The sequence below is a fragment of the Exiguobacterium sp. S22-S28 genome, assembly GCF_043359615.1.
Taxonomy (GTDB): Bacteria; Bacillota; Bacilli; order Exiguobacteriales; family Exiguobacteriaceae; genus Exiguobacterium_A.
This window is the reverse complement of record NZ_JBHFFC010000033.1, coordinates 122931-138966: the sequence shown is the minus strand read 5'-3', so window position 1 is coordinate 138966 and position 16036 is coordinate 122931. Positions and strand designations below refer to the sequence as shown.

The following is a 16036-nucleotide window of genomic DNA, read 5'->3' as shown; positions in this document are numbered from 1 at the left end:
AAAAAAGAGGGAGCGATGAGGCTCCCTCCTTTAGTATACGTTACGCGCCAAGGAAACTTTTCTTGAAGAACTCCAGTTGACGTTCCAATGTGAGTGGATCGTTGAAGTAAAATTCTTTTGAATCGACTTCGTAGACTTGTTTGTTTTTGACGGCAGGGATGTTTTTATACGTGTCCGTTTCTGTGAACGAGTTATCCGCTTCTGCTGTCTTGCTGAAGATCAGGTAATCACCTGCATATTCAGGTAAGACTTCAGGTGATAACGCGTAGTAGCCGTCTTTTAACGCCATTTCTGTGACTTTTTTCGGCATTTTCAATTTCATCTCTTGGTAGAGGATTTCTGTGCCGCGGCCCCAGTTGTCGCCGAAGACGTAGAGTTGTTTGTCGAAGCTTTCGATGACAGAAACTGTCGCATCTTCACCGATTTTAGCTTTGATTTCTGTTCCAGCGTCTGCTGCACGTGTTTTGAAGTCTTTGACCCAGTCGCGTGCTTCTTGTTCTTTGTTGAGCAATTTACCGATTTCGATGTGTTGCGTCAAGTAGTCGACTTTGCCGTATGTGTACGTGACAGTGGGTGCGATTTCTTTGAATTTATCGATGTTTTTTGTCGTATCGTATCCGATGATGAGATCCGGCTCGAGTTCGATGACTTTTTCGACGTTCTCTTCTGATACTTCTTGAACATCTTTCAAATCAAACTTCGGATTCGATTTTGACCACGAGTCGACACCGACGAGCGGTACGTCGAGTGCCATGACGTTTCCGGCGAAACCAGCCAGGACGACGACACGTTTTGGATCAGCGGGAACTTCGACATCCCCTTTTTCGGATTTATAGGTAATCGTTTCTTTTTTTGTATCGGCAGACGATGTCTCTTCTTTTTTCTCCGTGTTGCCACATGCGGCAATCACAAGCGTTAACAATAAAAGAACCGGTAATAAAAGCTTTTTCATGATTCAATCTCCCTTAATTAAGTTGTAGGTGACACACATCGGTTTATTCGTACGCGGATCACGACCGATTTCGGCATCGATATGGAATACATCTTTGAGGACGTCTTTTGAGATGACTTCCTCACACGTTCCGGCTTTGACGACTTCGCCGTGTTTCATGGCGATGATGTAATCGGCGAAACGCGCCGCTTGATTTAAATCGTGTAACACCATCACAATTGTCCGACCTTCTGTCCGGTTGAGTTGTTCGAGTAACTCCAAAACTTCGAGTTGGTGAGCGAGATCGAGGTAGGTCGTCGGCTCATCGAGGAAGATGATGTCCGTTTCCTGCGCGAGGGCCATCGCGATCCAGACCCGTTGCCGTTGACCACCGGATAAGGCGTCGACCGGACGATGCTTAAACGCCATCGTGTCCGTCGCTTCAAGCGCCCAATCGATGATCTCGTAATCGTGTTTCGTTAAACGACCAAATCCTTTTTGATAAGGAAAGCGACCGTATGAGACCAGCTCTGCGACCGTTAGACCACTTGCGCTTTCCGGTGTCTGGGGCAGGATAGCCATTTTCCGGGCAAGCAGTTTTGTACTTTCCTTCGCAATATCGAGACCATCGAGTAACGCGCGTCCCGATTGATGGGGAATGATCCGGGTCATCGCCTTCAGTAAAGTCGATTTACCGCATCCGTTCGCGCCGATGATCGTCGTGATTTGTCGATCGGGAATCTGAACCGTCAATTCCTTGACGATGGTACGATCTCCGTAACCAATACTGATTTCTTCTGTTGCTAGACGTACCATAGACAGAGGCTCCTTCTCGGTTAAAGCTGTTATCATTGATAATGATTATCACTATCGTCCACCTAACCATACCAGTTCCATAAAAACGCTGTCAACATTTTTTCTTGTCTTCAAGACATGTTCACGTTATCATTGGGAATGAGAATGATAATCAGTCGTATCGAATCGTGAGGGAGTGAGCAAGATGGAGCAGCAGGAATTGTTCGATGTAACGGTAATTGGTGGAGGCCCGGCCGGGTTATACTCTACTTTCTATAGTGGACTACGCGGAATGAAGACGAAATTGATCGAATATCAGGCAGAACTGGGTGGAAAGATTCACGTCTATCCGGAAAAGATGATTTGGGACGTCGGGGGTCAGCCACCTATTACCGGTGCAAAGCTGATGGAACAGCTGGTCGAACAAGGACTGACGTTTAATCCGACCGTTCATCTGAATGAAAAGATCATCTCGATCACGAAAGATGTGTTTGGCAATTTTGTGCTAGAGGCGGAATCGGGAACGGTCCACTATTCAAAGACGATCATCGTTGCGGTTGGCGGCGGGATTCTCAATCCGCAGAAATTGAAGATCGAGGGCGCGGAACGGTACGAGGTGTCGAACTTGAACTACACCGTCAAATCGATTGAACGGTTTAAGGATAAGACCGTCATCATTTCCGGCGGCGGCAACTCGGCGATCGACTGGGCGAATGAACTGGAACCGGTCGCGAAAAAAGTCTACGTCACCTACCGAAAAGACTGTTTCACGGGACATGAAGCGCAAGTCGAGCAACTCGTGAACAGTTCGGCCGTATGTCTCTTGAATACGACGATTCATAAATTAATCGCCAGTGACGACCATCACCGGATTGCCTCGGTTGAACTGATTGATTGTGCGACAAGCGAGACGATGGCTTTGGAAATTGACGAGGTCATCATCAATCACGGCTACGAACAGGATGCTGAGTTACTGGCGAACTGTGAACTGGATTTGAAGCAGGTCGATGACTTCTATATTGAAGGAACGGCATCCAGTGAATCGAGTGTTCCCGGATTGTATGCAGCAGGTGATATCTTATCGCATGACGGAAAAGTCCACCTCATCTCCGGGGCGTTCCAGGATGCGGCGAACGCCGTCAACCGGGCGAAAAAATTCATCGAACCGGACGCACCGAAAGTCGCGATGGTTTCGTCGCATAATGAAGTCTTTAAAAAACGGAACCGTGAACTGATTCAGGAAATGGTCAATCAAAACCATTAATATAAGATAAATATGAGATGGATGGCTTCTGTTCTTCGGACGGAAGCCATCTGTTTTTTTGTATTGTACTATAACAGATGGGTTTGACAACACTCTGTCTTTAGGACAAAATGCTCTTATGTGTTTTTTTAATTGCAAGATGTAGGAGGAATAATTATGGCAACAACAAAACGCAAGCCTATTGGTCTTGCTTGGCAGATTTTAATCGGATTGATTCTCGGGATCACTGTCGGCGGTGTCTTTTACGGGAATCCACACGTTGCGGAGTGGCTGAAGCCAATCGGTGACATCTTTATCCGAATGATGAAAATGATCGTTGTCCCGATCGTCTTTACGACGATCGTCCTCGGTGTTTCATCGGTCGGCAGTCCCAAAAGTCTCGGACGCCTCGGCGTCAAGACGCTTGGATACTTTACGATCGTGACAATGATCGCAATCTTTACCGGCTTGTTTGCAGCGAATCTCGTTGAGCCGGGTGCCGGCATCAACATGGCGACACTCGACAAGACAGACATCTCGACGTACGTGGAGACGGAAGAGACGACCCAAGATCAAGGGCTCGTTGAAAAAGTCGTCAACATCGTCCCGACAAACATCTTGGACGCGATGGTACGCGGGGACATGCTCGCAATCATCTTTTTCTCCGTTCTGTTTGGACTCGGTGTCGGGTTTGCCGGTGAAAAAGGTTTACCGGTCGTCCGCTTCTTCGAAGGGGTCGCAGCAGCGATGTTCAACTTGGTCAACATTGTCATGAAATTTGCACCAATCGGTGTCTTTGCCTTGATTGGGGTAACCGTTTCGACGTTCGGGATCGAATCACTCGGTTCATTGTTCAAATTGATCGGGACGTTGTACGTGACGGCGCTGCTGTTCATGGTCATCGTCTTTGGCTCCATCATGAAATGGGTCGGCATCCGCGTGTCGGATTTCGTCCGTGTCTTCAAAGATGAATTGCTCCTGACGTATTCGACGGCATCGTCGGAAACGGTCTTACCACGCGTCATGGAGAAGCTTGAGAAGATGGGTGTTCCAAAATCGATCGTCAGTTTCGTCGTTCCGACGGGTTATTCGTTTAACCTCGACGGTTCTGCACTTTATCAAGCACTGGCTGCTTTATTTATCGCGCAGATGTACGATATCAATTTATCGATCGGCACACAGTTGACGCTCGTCTTCGTCTTAATGCTGACGTCAAAAGGGATGGCAGCTGTACCTGGGGTTTCGTTCGTCGTCTTACTGGCAACGCTCGGGACAGTCGGGATCCCGGCTGAAGGGCTGGCCTTCATCGCTGGAATCGACCGGATCATGGATATGATGCGTTCTGTCGTCAACGTGACAGGCAATACGCTCGCGTCACTCGTCATTGCGAAATGGGAAGGGGTCCTCGACTCCGATCAACTCGATGAGTTCATGTCGACAGAAGGTAAACAGGATCGAATCAAGAGTGCATAATGTAGGATGGTAGACCAGATGAATCGTCATCTGGTCTTTTTTTCTGTTCACTGGATACGGTGTCGTGTTTGTCATCCCCGCTTTTCTCGGGCGGAACGCAAGCCGCGCTCGTCGTAGACGACCGGGTCTCGCCTGTTCCTGACGGAAGCAAAGCTTCCTTTTCCCGTAGAAGTCGGGCGATGAACACACGTCAACTTCCTTTTACCGCATCATTACATCGTTTGATAGGATTAGAAAAAAATGAGATCACCGAGTAAATTCGGCGATCTCATTTTGCATTATTTCTTGTCGTCTTTTTTTTCCTGTTCTTTCTTGATCATCTTCTTGGCTGCCATCCGGAAGCGGAAGATGAGATAGAGACGGTAAAAGTCGACGGCTGCGAACAGCGTCAAGAGGATCGTCCAGAAGTTGAAGACGGTTCCTGCCTCGATTGAGTTGCTGTACGCGAGGTACATGAACAGAATACCGAAGATGGCATAGAAAAATGCCATGAAGTTTGAACCTTGTCGCATGAAAACACTACCTTTCATTAATTAAGTCGTTGCATAGAGTGCGAGTACGACGATGCCGTTGTTAAAGACATGGATCGCGATTGGAGCGATGATGCGGCGTGTCTTGACGAAGACGAGCGAGAAGACGAAACTCATCGCGACGTAAATCAAGAACTTGTTGTCGCCGTGGATTAGACCAAAAATCACCCCGCTGAGAACAAAGCTGAAGATGAAGTTCAGTTTCGTCGACAGGTTTCCGAACATGATGTGGCGGAACAGAAACTCTTCCATGATCGGACCAAGCAGGACGACCATCAGTTGGAGAATCGGAATGACTTGGATCGCTTTCATGATGTCATCCGTATTTTGTGATTTCGCGATGTTTTCAATCCCACCGGACATCCAGGCATCAATCAAGTTGACGCTGATTAAAGAGACATACAGTAAGACGATCCCGATTCCGATCCACTTTAACGTATCCATTGTATCGGTTTGGTTGCCCTCTGCTTTCCACTTCTGCCAGTCAGGACGTAGACAATAGAAGGAAACGATGACGGCTACGGTAAAACCGATCGCGAGCCACCAACCTAGAACACTCGGAATTTGGCTTTTTGACAGGAAACTCGGAAAGGTTGCTGGGACAAGTTGCACGATTAAATAAATCACGATCGGAATGATGTGACGGATTTGCCACTTCTCTGCCATGTTGAACGGCAGATTGACGGAATTTTTCATCGGTCGGGACACAACTCCTTTGTAATGAAGGTACTGTCCCGATTGTAACAAACAAACCGACCGGGCGCACGAATGGTGATGGTTCAAAGATGTCGATTTCGGGAAAACGGATAAGGGTTCGGGCTTGAATTCCAACTGGAAACCGTTTAAGATAAAAATATGTTAGCACTCCAATTAAGTGAGTGCTAAAAAACAGTCATGTTCAAGGAGGATGTTTCGCATGTTAAAACCACTTGGTGATCGCATCGTGATCGAAGTCGTTAAAAAAGAAGAAACAACACTCGGAGGAATCGTTCTTCCTGGGTCAGCGAAAGAAAAGCCGCAAGAGGGTAAAGTCGTCGCTGTCGGTACAGGCCGTGTGACGGAGCAGGGTGTCCGTGTACCACTTGAAGTGAATGTCGGGGACCACGTCATCTATGCGCAATACGCAGGGTCAGAAGTGAAAGTCGATGGCAACGAATACTTAATCTTACGCGAAAGCGATATTTTAGCAGTAGCAAACTAATCAAAGGGGGATTTCAGTCATGGCAAAAGATATCTTATTCAGTGAAGAAGCACGCCGGGCGATGCTTCGTGGAGTAGACGCATTAGCGGACGCAGTCAAAGTGACGATCGGACCAAAAGGACGGAACGTCGTTCTCGAACGTAAATTCGGTTCGCCACTCATCACGAATGATGGTGTGACGATCGCAAAAGAAATCGAACTCGAAGACCACTTCGAAAACATGGGCGCGAAGCTTGTGGCAGAAGTCGCATCGAAAACGAATGAAATCGCAGGGGATGGTACGACAACAGCGACAGTCCTCGCACAAGCGATGATCCGCGAAGGACTCAAAAACGTCACTGCAGGCGCGAACCCGATGGTCATCCGTAAAGGGATCGAAAAAGCAGTCCGCCGTGCCGTCGAAGAACTGCACGCGATTGCGAAACCAATCGAAGGCAAAGAAGCGATCGCCCAAGTGGCGGCGATTTCAGCTGCTGACGAAGAAGTCGGTCAATTGATTGCCGAAGCGATGGAACGTGTGGGTCAGGACGGCGTCATCACAATCGAAGAATCACGCGGCTTCACGACGGAACTTGATGTCGTCGAAGGCATGCAGTTCGATCGTGGCTATGCATCACCATACATGATTACGGATTCCGATAAGATGGAAGCGGTCCTTGAGAACCCGTACATCTTAATCACGGACAAAAAGATTTCGAACATCCAAGAAATCCTGCCGGTTCTCGAGCAAGTCGTTCAACAAAACAAACCACTCTTGATCATCGCGGAAGACGTCGAAGGCGAAGCACTCGCGACACTCGTCGTCAACAAACTCCGTGGAACGTTCAACGCCGTTGCGGTTAAAGCACCTGGTTTCGGAGACCGTCGGAAAGCGATGCTCGAAGACATCTCGATCGTCACTGGCGCAGAATTGATCACGGAAGAGCTCGGTCTTGATCTGAAAGAAACACAAATCACGCAACTCGGTCGTGCGTCGAAAGTCGTCGTCTCAAAAGACAACACGACAATCGTCGAAGGAAACGGACACAGTGACTCAATCACAGCCCGTGTCGGTACGATCCGTTCACAAATCGAAGAAACGACAAGCGACTTCGATCGTGAAAAACTCCAAGAGCGTCTTGCGAAACTCGCAGGCGGCGTAGCCGTCGTCAAAGTCGGCGCAGCAACGGAAACGGAACTGAAAGAACGGAAACTCCGGATCGAAGATGCGCTCAACGCGACACGTGCAGCCGTCGAAGAAGGAATCGTTGCCGGTGGAGGAACTGCCTTCATCCACGTCACGAAAGCCGTTGAATCGATTCTGGCTGTCACAACTGGCGACGAAGCAACAGGTGTCAACATCGTTCTTCGTGCGCTCGAAGCACCGCTCCGTCAAATCGCGGAAAATGCCGGTCAAGAAGGTTCAGTCATCGTCGAGCGTCTCAAGCATGAAGCACAAGGCATGGGGTACAACGCGGCGACAGACGAGTATGTCGACATGATCGAAACAGGAATCGTCGATCCGGCGAAAGTAACGCGTTCAGCACTTCAAAACGCAGCGTCTGTTTCAGCGATGTTCTTGACGACAGAAGCCGTCATCGCCGATAAACCGGAACCAGCTGGTGCACCTGCAATGCCTGATATGGGCGGCATGGGTGGTATGGGCGGCATGATGTAATCTAACCATACAACCTATTAATCAATGGGATTTGTAGTGGAACCGGATTATAAAGTGCTAATTTAATGTAAAATTGGGGAGATCCTTTGTAAGTTCTTTGAACTTATAGAGGGTCTTTTTTTACTACGCCAGTACACAGAATTTCTTTTAAAGTTTGTTTTAAAAGATGATGGCTTCTATTGATTAGTATAAGGCTGTTTCGAATGCTTTAAAAAGAGTAGCAGGTGTCTATGAAAAAATGTAATGTGAAATTAAGGAAACTATATAATAGATACATAAAACGCTTGTAAGGGGTGAGAAAGAATGAAGAACAAAATCCATATCATAGGGGCTTCAGGATCAGGAACATCTACACTGGGCAAAGCTTTAGCAGAAGTCCTTCCCCATAAATCTTTGGATACGGATGATTACTATTGGATATCCAAGTTTACTGAACAGCGACCTGTACCTGAAAGAATAGAAATGTTGAAGAAGGATTTGTTACATTCTGAACAATGGGTTTTATCGGGAGCAACTGTAGGTTGGGGTAACTGCTTTGCTTCTTATTTTGACCTCGTTATTTTTTTATGGATACCACCGGGGATCAGACTCGAAAGACTGCAAAAACGGGAAATAGAACGGTATGGGGGAGAGATACTGCCGGGTGGTGAAAAGTATGAACAATCTCAAACGTTTCTTAAATGGGCTACTCTTTATGACCATGCGGGTCTGGAAGTTCGAAGTAAAGCCTTGCACGAGCAATGGATGGATGAATTATCGTGCCCGATATTAAGGATTGAAGGCGACTATTCAGTCGAAAAATGTCTGGCGATGGTTAAAGAATACTTAAGTACAGATTCTTAAAATTGATTTTGCAGTTCGAAAAAGTTTTGATCTTCTAATATGAAGAGTTATCTTGGAAATTACATAACAAAGGGTGAGAGCAATGCACCAATTTGAGAGAATCACAATTGAGCCGCTAAAAGAACAGTTTATAACTATCGTCAATGCAGCTAACGAACCCTTTCCAATTGTCGGAAAAGTTCTCCCGAGTCTTTCAAACGGCGTCTGGTCTTACGAAGAAGAGTTATATGATACTTCGACAGAAATTCGCTTCCCAGATGACAAATTGGACTGGTCTCCTTATATCGACAGCAGTGAAAAAATCGTCTTGTTAGCCTTTTATGAAGACGCGTGCATCGGTCAGATCCGTCTGGTCAAAGACTGGAACCGTTTTGCCTATATTGAAAACATCGCCGTCAAAAAGAATTTTCGAAAAAGCGGCGTCGGTCACTTGTTGCTTGAAGCAGCCGAAACCTGGGCGAAGGAACAATCGTTGATTGGCCTGTCGCTTGAAGCGCAGAACGATAACTTGATTGCCTGCCGTTTTTACGTAAAAGAAGGCTTTGTCCTTGGTGGAGTGGATACGCTCAAACAGTCGGCTAATCCGAATATTGATCTTACGTTGTACTGGTACAAAATTTTTTAACTTTGTTGAACTATTGCCAATCAAACTTCATGTAGTAAAAAAGTGAGACACGAAAAACGATCCGACAGATGTCAGGATCGTTTTTTTGTATTCTATTGTTGCTCCAAGCCATTCTTTTCGATGATCGCATCCGACAGGCGTAAATCCTTTCGTACTTGTTTCGTTTGCGATTGGCACATGTCACGGTCGATCTGTTTTTTCGTCGAGACGTCATAACAGATCCCGTTGCCGGCTTTTTCCGTCAGGTTCGCTTCGTAATAGTAGTCCTTGTAACGGAACGAACCGTCGCGGAAAGCGGTCAGATTCGGTTCGTCATCGAGCAACGAGTTGCCCATCATATACGGGGACTCGAGATTGAGTAAATCGACGATCGTCGGGGCGATATCGATTTGTCCGCCGTTCTCTTGGATGATTTGTCCCGTATCTTGATTTGGTTTTTTGATGAACAACGGGACTTGGCGGTCGAGGGCAAAGGCGTCGACGGCATTGTCGATCTGCGCTTTTTGTTGCATCTCACTGTCTTCGTTCGTCAAGCCGCTGTCATGATCCCCGTAAAAGATGACGAGTGTCTCATCCCACATGTCTTTTGCCTTCAACTCCTTGACCATCTGTCCGACGGCCTCGTCGACATAATGGACGGTCTGGTAATAACGTTTTAACATCGGATCCTCGTAACCGGACAGATCCAGCTCCCGTTTATCTTTTGGAATCTCATACGGCGTGTGACTTGTCAGGGCGACGAGGAACGAGAAGTACGGTTCCTTGAGTGTTTCCATGTGCTCGATCGATGTCGTCAAAAACTGTTTATCGTTTAACGCCATCCCGATTTCTTGTTGATCGGGATAATCCTTTTGGCTGAAGAAGTGATCAAAGCCCAGATTCTGATACACTTGATCCCGATTCCAGAACCCTTTTTCATAGGCATGCATGGCAGCGGTGTCGTATCCGTTGTCGCGCAACAATTCAGGCAATGCCCCGAATTCGTTGTCCGGGAACCGGGTGTAGACCGAACCCGATTTCAATGGATAGAGCGACGTGTTCGTGATGAATTCCGCGTCCGAAGTCCGCCCTTCATGGGTCTGATGATAAAACGACGGGAAGTACAGCGATTCTTGTTTCAACTTATTCAAGTTCGGTGTCAACGTTTGTCCGTTCACGGTTTGGTCGATGACCGATTCTTGGAACGATTCCAATTGGACGAGAATGATGTTCGGTGTTTTCGTGGTGCCGTCTGCGGCTGAAGTCGAGTTGTCCTCGATTCGTTGGCGCTCAGACGCGGTCAAGGCTTCGTCCGGAGCGATTGCCCCTTGGATGCCGCGGAACAGATCGAGTCCATGGTACCCCCAAAACCCGAGCTGATAATAGTCCCGCATGTCAGAGACCGACTGGCTGAGCCGTTGATCTTCTTTGACGACGCTGTAGGTGACTGGCGCGGCAAACAGGATCACACCTGCGAGGAAAACGAGACCTGCTGTCTTTTGGCGTTTGCTTTTCGTGACGGCAAACGTCTTGTTGCGTGTAAAGAAGAGAATCCCTAAGAAAATCAGGCTGTCCGCAAACAACAGGAAGTCGGACGGCAGAATCAGGGCGGCGAAGCCGCTGCTGACATCACCCATCTGCAACATCTGCGACATCAACGAGACTGACAGGAAATCTTCGAAGTAGCGGTAGTACCACAGATCGGAAATCAAGAGAAAACTGTGAGCGATTAAAAGACCGAGCCAAATCCAGCGGCGTTTGTTCCACTGGACCAACAGCGTCCAACTCGACAGCACGAACATCCCGCCGAGGTTTATTAAAAAGAGGTCAACCGGAAAAGCGGTGTTGGTATAAAAGCTGAACAGCACGAATTTTAACGTGCCTAACAATAAGTAGAGGGCGTAACCAAATACGATCATAATATTCTCCTAACGTTCGTCATTGTTGTGAAGTAGTCTATACCCTCAACTAAATGAGAACGAACGTTTGAAGTGTAGTTTTACACTTTAAGACTAAAGAGATGCTGCCTATGGATTTGCAGGGATGAAAACAGGTGTTTGGAAGAAACTAGGGAATATAAGGTGGAGTAAGGAAAAGGGAGGAACGATTCATGACACAAGCAGAAATCGCACAACGCTTCCAGACTTTCGCGGAACGAGAGTGCCGGGACTCGAGTCCGTTTTATGAGTATCTATCGCAGGAAATCGCAAAAAATCAGGCAATTCTTGAACTGTGCCGACACGCGCGCGACGGGCAACCGATTCCGAATCTCCTGTTTGGTGCCGTCCACTATCTGTTGCTGAAAGGGATTGATCATCCGCTCGCCGCATACTATCCGAGTGTAACGGAACAGCCGAAACCCTTTGCAGAGTCCTTCGCCGACTTCGAATCCTTTTGTCAGACTTACGAAGCAGATCTGATTCCGCTGCTGGCACAACGTCTTGTCCAAACGAACGAAGTCCGGCGCTGTACGTATCTGTATCCAGTCTTTGGTCAGATTCATCAACAGACAAGCCAGCCGCTCGCTCTGCTCGAAATCGGAACGAGTGCCGGCTTGCAATTGTTGTTTGATCAATATGCCTATGACTACGGAACAGGAGAGACGGTCGGCAATCCGGCATCCCGTCTGCATCTGACCTCCGTCATCGAGGGAACGGGAACACCGACGCTTCCGAAAACACCACCACCCGTCACGATGCGGACCGGACTCGATTTAAATATCGTCGATCTGACCGATGCCGACGAACAACTGTGGCTGAAAGCACTGATTTGGACGGAACATCACGAGCGGCTTGCGATGTTCGAATCAGCTGCCCGGTATGTTGCGGAGTTTCCACTAACATTAGTCGAAGGGGACGGCGTTCGACTTCTGCCACAATATGCAGCAGAGGCGCCGGACGACAGTATCCTCTGCATCTTCCATACGCACGTCGCAAATCAGATGCCCCTTGCCGTCAAAAAAGAACTGTTGCAGGTCGTCGGGGAAATTGGTCGGACACGGAATTTGTATCATATGTACAACAATGTCCAGGATCGTTATCTGCATCTCGATTCCTACATCGACGGTGTCGTGACGGAACAGACAATTGCCGAGACAGACGGTCATGGTCGTTGGTTCAAGTGGTTGGTTCCACAAGAAGTATAAAAATCTCTTGAATTCAAAGGAAAGGCGTTACTTTATCCAAAAATCGGGAAAAGACGACATGTACATTCATTGTCCGTCACTGTCTTGAAAAAAAGGAGCGAAGTCATGTCTAATGTGAAACTGGCTGTCATTTACTACAGTTCGACCGGAACGAATCATCAACTCGCCTCGTGGGCAAAAGAAGCAGGGGAAGCGGCTGGAGCCGAAGTGCGTCTTGCGAAAATCAAGGAGACGGCACCGGCAGAAGCGATTGCTTCCAACCCACTTTGGCAAAAACATACCGATGCGACGCGTGACGTCGAAGAAGCGACACCTGACTTGCTTGACTGGGCGGACGCCATCATCTTTAGTGTCCCGACCCGTTACGGACATGTCCCGGGACAATTCCAACAGTTCCTCGATACGACAGGTGGTCTCTGGGGTCAGGGGAAACTCGTCAATAAAGTCGTCAGTGCGATGTCATCGGCGCAAAATCCGCACGGCGGACAAGAAGCGACTGTCCTTGCTGTCTATACATCGATGTTCCACTGGGGAGCGATCGTTGCAGCACCAGGCTACTCGGATCCGGTTCTGTTCGCAGCAGGCGGTAATCCATACGGGACGACGGTGACCGTCGATCAAGACGGCAACATGGTTGAGTCCGTTGAACCGGCTGTTCGTCACCAAGCGAAGCGTACGATAGATATTGCGAGCCGTATTAAAGGATAATTCAAAAACCGCGCCGTTCCGAAAGGGAACTGACGCGGTTTTTTTGAATCATAACGGTGGAGAAGGATTAAGCGGTAAGTCGACCGTGAACGTCGAACCTTGTCCTTCGATGGATTCGACATGAATCTCACCATCATGGGCGCGGGCGATTTCACGGCAAATGGACAATCCGAGTCCGGTTCCGCCGATTTGACGGGTGTCGGAATTATCGACGCGGTAGAACTTTTGGAACAATTCACTCATCGCAGACGACGGAATTCCAATGCCGTGATCGGTCAGCGCGATGGTCACCCGATCGTTGCGCTCGCTTATACGGATGTCAATCGGACCACCGTTCGGTGAATACTTGATGGCATTATTGATTAAGTTTCCGAACAACTGACGGATTTTTTTCGAGTCGCCGTGAATCACTTGAGCCGAATGCTCCGATAAAATCTGGATATCGTGTTTGGAAGAAGACAGGCTGTGCAATTGTTTTAATTCCCGCATCATCGGTAACAAATCAAACGGTTCAAACGTATACTCCTGTCGATCCGCTTCCATCCGTTGAAGATCAAGGAAATCATTAATCAGCAGGGACAAGCGTTCCGTTTCCGAATGGACGGCTGCGAGATATTTCTTTTGGCGATTCGGCGGGAGATCCCGCTGAATCATCAGCTCCGTGAAGCCATAAATTGAAGATAATGGTGTCCGCAACTCATGTGAAATCGTCGAGACGAGTTCATTTTTAATCCGGTCGATTTCGACTTCGTTTGTGATATCGCGCAGGACGAGTAAAATCCCGCGGAATGTTCCGCCGTAATGAATTTCTTCCGAATACGTCTTGATGAAACGTTTCTCATGATTGATGGAGAAGGTGATACCTTCGCCTGTTTTCCGTTCGACGAACGTTTGACGTAAATATGCCTCAAACTCCGGCAGAGCATCGACCTGATACTTCAAGTGAGTGATCGAATCATCAATTTCAATCAGCCATTCGTCTTTTGAATCTGTCGCAGATGGGTAATTGAATAAATCAAGTAACGGACGGTTGATCAATTGAATCGGTCCATTGGGTTCGATGTAGACGATGGATTCCCGGATCGAGTTCAATAGACGGGCTGTTTTTTCCCGTTCGCGTCCGATTTCGTCGAACGTCCGCATCCGGAGTAACGACAAGGCGAGTTGTCGTGCGAACGCAGACAACTCTTCCCGTTCATATCCATCAAACGGACGATGCAGACGCATCAGGTAAATATAAGCGATGATTTCGTCGGTACTGGCATCAAGGACCGGTGTGACGGCGACGGCACGTTCTGCAAACTGGGCAATCTGCGGGACTTTATGTTGCCGTGCTTGTCGGATGACCGGCTCGATTCTTGCGATTAATTCATCTTGTTCCTGACGCGTCATGCCATACGAAATGATGTTCGTGACAGTCGTGCCTTCTTTAAAAATCAACGAACCGTTCGTCGAGTCGGTAATCTCGACCATCTTTTCGATGACGGCAGGATACGCCGTCACGGTGTCACGGGAAGCGAGCGTCTCCGTCAGCTGATTCCTGATTTTCAAATGGGCTTCATTCCGCAACGTCAATTGCAATGCTTGTTCCAGATTATCGTTTGACGACATCAACCGGTGTTTATTGTCGGTCAGTGCCGTCGCCATCTGATGAAATGATTTGCTGAGTTCGCCGATTTCGTCAATCCGGTTCACCGGAATCAACGGCGTGGTATGCTGGCCTTGTGCCAGCAACTTACTTTCTTTGCTGAGCAGTTGAATTTGACGGGTCGTTCGTTCGATGAAGGGACGAATGATCAACAGGATGACAAGAAACAGGACCAACAGGTTGATGAGCCAAATCCATTCGGCATATTTCGTTTGTTTAATCAATTTATCTTTTGCTGCCGTTTCTTTTGCCTGCAAACTTGCCCGGTAATTCGTGAAGACGCTCTCCATCGTATTCACACTTTTTCGCATCGTCTCACTGTTCGACGCATTCATCTTAAATTTCCGGTTCGGATCCCGTTTGACTTGCGGCATCATTGATTTCAGACTCGGCATCTGAAGGAAAGTTTCATCGACCGTCCCGTCTTGTTTCGCTTGAACATACTTGATCAAACTCGGCATGACGAACGTCGTATACGATGTATACAGTGACCGGACATCAGATGCATAAATCTGATCGGCTTGATACGTCCCGTTTTTCTCGAACCATTCCGTTTGTTGCTCGAGGGACGCTTTTTTCTCATTGACCGTCTCAAGTACGGCATCATCTCCAAATACGATATATCCCCTTATCTCGTATTGAAGTGATTGCCACTCATCCCATAACGATGTCGCCCGTTCCTGACGTTCGCTGATCGCATCAAGACTTTTTTTAGCACTTACGACTTGATGATTCGTATAAAAATAAGCGGCAACCGAAGACACCGACAGTGTGATCAGTATTAGGTAGAAAGCAGACATGATTTGTCGGCTTATTTTTTGATTAAACCATTTTCTCATATTCTATATGGATGCCCCTTTGCGTCAGCTTTCCTAGTCAATAAATAGATGTAACTACTATACCTATTTCTTACCGTAATCGTACATTTTTTAGACTCAGAAAAATAGTCTTATTAGAAAATTATCTTAAATACAAGAAATTCATACCAGAAAAATTGCATGTTGGGTAAGAAGTAAGAGGGAATGGTATTTTCGAAAAAAAGGAGGAAAAGAAGATGAATTATCGATTTTTAGCGGTTTTGTTTGCAGCGGATGCTGCGATTTTAATCGTTGGCGGGATGTTGTTGCGCGATACGTTTTCATACGCACCGATCATCGGCTGGGCAGGAGGGCTGTTGTCGTTGTTTGCAGCGATCGTCTTTTCCGTGAAGCGGCAAAAAAGTAGAGGATAGATAAAACGATTCATTTTTCTCGAGTGA

General features: G+C 47.6%; 15 protein-coding genes. 9 read left to right on the top strand and 6 right to left on the bottom strand.

Going from position 1 to position 16036, the window contains the following annotated elements:
- Positions 1-40: 40 nt before the first annotated feature.
- Entirely contained in the window at positions 41-952 is a 912-nt protein-coding gene (locus tag ACHA8N_RS16385; protein WP_393966346.1) for an iron-hydroxamate ABC transporter substrate-binding protein, read from the bottom strand.
- Positions 953-955: 3 nt separating this feature from the next.
- Complete coding sequence (locus ACHA8N_RS16380; protein WP_393966345.1) at positions 956-1747, bottom strand: ABC transporter ATP-binding protein; 792 nt, start codon at positions 1745-1747, stop codon at positions 956-958.
- A gap of 184 nt (positions 1748-1931) precedes the next feature.
- On the opposite strand from ACHA8N_RS16380, the gene ACHA8N_RS16375 reads away from it, so the two are divergent.
- A complete protein-coding gene (locus ACHA8N_RS16375; RefSeq protein WP_393966344.1) occupies positions 1932-2990 on the top strand; it encodes an NAD(P)/FAD-dependent oxidoreductase in 1059 nt (352 codons plus the stop codon).
- A 156-nt stretch (positions 2991-3146) separates the two neighbouring features.
- On the top strand, positions 3147-4442 hold the full coding sequence (locus tag ACHA8N_RS16370) for a cation:dicarboxylate symporter family transporter (RefSeq protein ID WP_393966343.1): 1296 nt from the start codon (positions 3147-3149) through the stop codon (positions 4440-4442).
- Positions 4443-4720: 278 nt separating this feature from the next.
- Here ACHA8N_RS16370 and ACHA8N_RS16365 read toward each other — a convergent pair whose 3' ends face one another.
- Together ACHA8N_RS16365 and ACHA8N_RS16360 are read right to left on the bottom strand one after the other, a co-directional pair.
- The gene (locus ACHA8N_RS16365; protein ID WP_026831839.1) at positions 4721-4954 is read right to left on the bottom strand and encodes a DUF4305 domain-containing protein; all 234 of its coding nucleotides are present in this window, start codon (positions 4952-4954) and stop codon (positions 4721-4723) included.
- A 21-nt stretch (positions 4955-4975) separates the two neighbouring features.
- Positions 4976-5668 carry a CPBP family intramembrane glutamic endopeptidase gene (locus tag ACHA8N_RS16360; protein WP_393966342.1) on the bottom strand — a complete coding sequence of 231 codons (693 nt, stop codon included), beginning with the start codon at positions 5666-5668 and terminating at the stop codon, positions 4976-4978.
- Positions 5669-5888: 220 nt separating this feature from the next.
- Here ACHA8N_RS16360 and groES point away from each other — a divergent pair, with 220 nt between their 5' ends.
- The 4 genes from groES to ACHA8N_RS16340 all read left to right on the top strand — a co-directional run bounded on the left by groES (position 5889) and on the right by ACHA8N_RS16340 (position 9298).
- Entirely contained in the window at positions 5889-6173 is a 285-nt protein-coding gene (groES, locus tag ACHA8N_RS16355) for a co-chaperone GroES (protein WP_012371631.1), read from the top strand.
- Between the two features lie 19 nt (positions 6174-6192).
- Positions 6193-7830: a chaperonin GroEL gene (gene groL / locus ACHA8N_RS16350; protein ID WP_188004838.1), complete on the top strand. Its 1638-nt coding sequence runs from the start codon at positions 6193-6195 to the stop codon at positions 7828-7830.
- A gap of 303 nt (positions 7831-8133) precedes the next feature.
- Complete coding sequence (locus ACHA8N_RS16345; protein ID WP_393966341.1) at positions 8134-8673, top strand: ATP-binding protein; 540 nt, start codon at positions 8134-8136, stop codon at positions 8671-8673.
- An 82-nt stretch (positions 8674-8755) separates the two neighbouring features.
- A complete protein-coding gene (locus tag ACHA8N_RS16340; protein ID WP_393966340.1) occupies positions 8756-9298 on the top strand; it encodes a GNAT family N-acetyltransferase in 543 nt (180 codons plus the stop codon).
- Between the two features lie 92 nt (positions 9299-9390).
- Here the strand turns inward: ACHA8N_RS16340 and ACHA8N_RS16335 are convergent, their stop codons facing one another.
- A complete protein-coding gene (locus ACHA8N_RS16335) occupies positions 9391-11196 on the bottom strand; it encodes an LTA synthase family protein (RefSeq protein WP_393966339.1) in 1806 nt (601 codons plus the stop codon).
- Between the two features lie 191 nt (positions 11197-11387).
- Here ACHA8N_RS16335 and ACHA8N_RS16330 point away from each other — a divergent pair, with 191 nt between their 5' ends.
- Positions 11388-12422 (top strand): DUF2332 domain-containing protein, encoded by a 1035-nt coding sequence (locus ACHA8N_RS16330; protein ID WP_393966338.1) that lies wholly within the window; start codon positions 11388-11390, stop codon positions 12420-12422.
- Positions 12423-12527: 105 nt separating this feature from the next.
- A complete protein-coding gene (wrbA, locus tag ACHA8N_RS16325; RefSeq protein WP_393966337.1) occupies positions 12528-13130 on the top strand; it encodes an NAD(P)H:quinone oxidoreductase in 603 nt (200 codons plus the stop codon).
- Positions 13131-13178: 48 nt separating this feature from the next.
- On the opposite strand, the gene ACHA8N_RS16320 is transcribed toward wrbA, so the two are convergent.
- Positions 13179-15617: an ATP-binding protein gene (locus ACHA8N_RS16320; RefSeq protein WP_393966336.1), complete on the bottom strand. Its 2439-nt coding sequence runs from the start codon at positions 15615-15617 to the stop codon at positions 13179-13181.
- 215 nt (positions 15618-15832) lie between these two features.
- On the opposite strand from ACHA8N_RS16320, the gene ACHA8N_RS16315 reads away from it, so the two are divergent.
- The gene (locus ACHA8N_RS16315; protein WP_393966335.1) at positions 15833-16009 is read left to right on the top strand and encodes a hypothetical protein; all 177 of its coding nucleotides are present in this window, start codon (positions 15833-15835) and stop codon (positions 16007-16009) included.
- The last annotated feature ends 27 nt before the right edge of the window (positions 16010-16036 follow it).

Bases quoted from the DNA above. Each gene is read 5' to 3' on its own strand.
- ACHA8N_RS16385 (WP_393966346.1), bottom strand. From the start codon at position 952: ATGAAAAAGCTTTTATTACCGGTTCTTTTATTGTTAACGCTTGTGATT.
- ACHA8N_RS16380 (WP_393966345.1), bottom strand. From the start codon at position 1,747: ATGGTACGTCTAGCAACAGAAGAAATCAGTATTGGTTACGGAGATCGT.
- ACHA8N_RS16375 (WP_393966344.1), top strand. From the start codon at position 1,932: ATGGAGCAGCAGGAATTGTTCGATGTAACGGTAATTGGTGGAGGCCCG.
- ACHA8N_RS16370 (WP_393966343.1), top strand. From the start codon at position 3,147: ATGGCAACAACAAAACGCAAGCCTATTGGTCTTGCTTGGCAGATTTTA.
- ACHA8N_RS16365 (WP_026831839.1), bottom strand. From the start codon at position 4,954: ATGCGACAAGGTTCAAACTTCATGGCATTTTTCTATGCCATCTTCGGT.
- ACHA8N_RS16360 (WP_393966342.1), bottom strand. From the start codon at position 5,668: ATGAAAAATTCCGTCAATCTGCCGTTCAACATGGCAGAGAAGTGGCAA.
- groES (WP_012371631.1), top strand. From the start codon at position 5,889: ATGTTAAAACCACTTGGTGATCGCATCGTGATCGAAGTCGTTAAAAAA.
- groL (WP_188004838.1), top strand. From the start codon at position 6,193: ATGGCAAAAGATATCTTATTCAGTGAAGAAGCACGCCGGGCGATGCTT.
- ACHA8N_RS16345 (WP_393966341.1), top strand. From the start codon at position 8,134: ATGAAGAACAAAATCCATATCATAGGGGCTTCAGGATCAGGAACATCT.
- ACHA8N_RS16340 (WP_393966340.1), top strand. From the start codon at position 8,756: ATGCACCAATTTGAGAGAATCACAATTGAGCCGCTAAAAGAACAGTTT.
- ACHA8N_RS16335 (WP_393966339.1), bottom strand. From the start codon at position 11,196: ATGATCGTATTTGGTTACGCCCTCTACTTATTGTTAGGCACGTTAAAA.
- ACHA8N_RS16330 (WP_393966338.1), top strand. From the start codon at position 11,388: ATGACACAAGCAGAAATCGCACAACGCTTCCAGACTTTCGCGGAACGA.
- wrbA (WP_393966337.1), top strand. From the start codon at position 12,528: ATGTCTAATGTGAAACTGGCTGTCATTTACTACAGTTCGACCGGAACG.
- ACHA8N_RS16320 (WP_393966336.1), bottom strand. From the start codon at position 15,617: ATGAGAAAATGGTTTAATCAAAAAATAAGCCGACAAATCATGTCTGCT.
- ACHA8N_RS16315 (WP_393966335.1), top strand. From the start codon at position 15,833: ATGAATTATCGATTTTTAGCGGTTTTGTTTGCAGCGGATGCTGCGATT.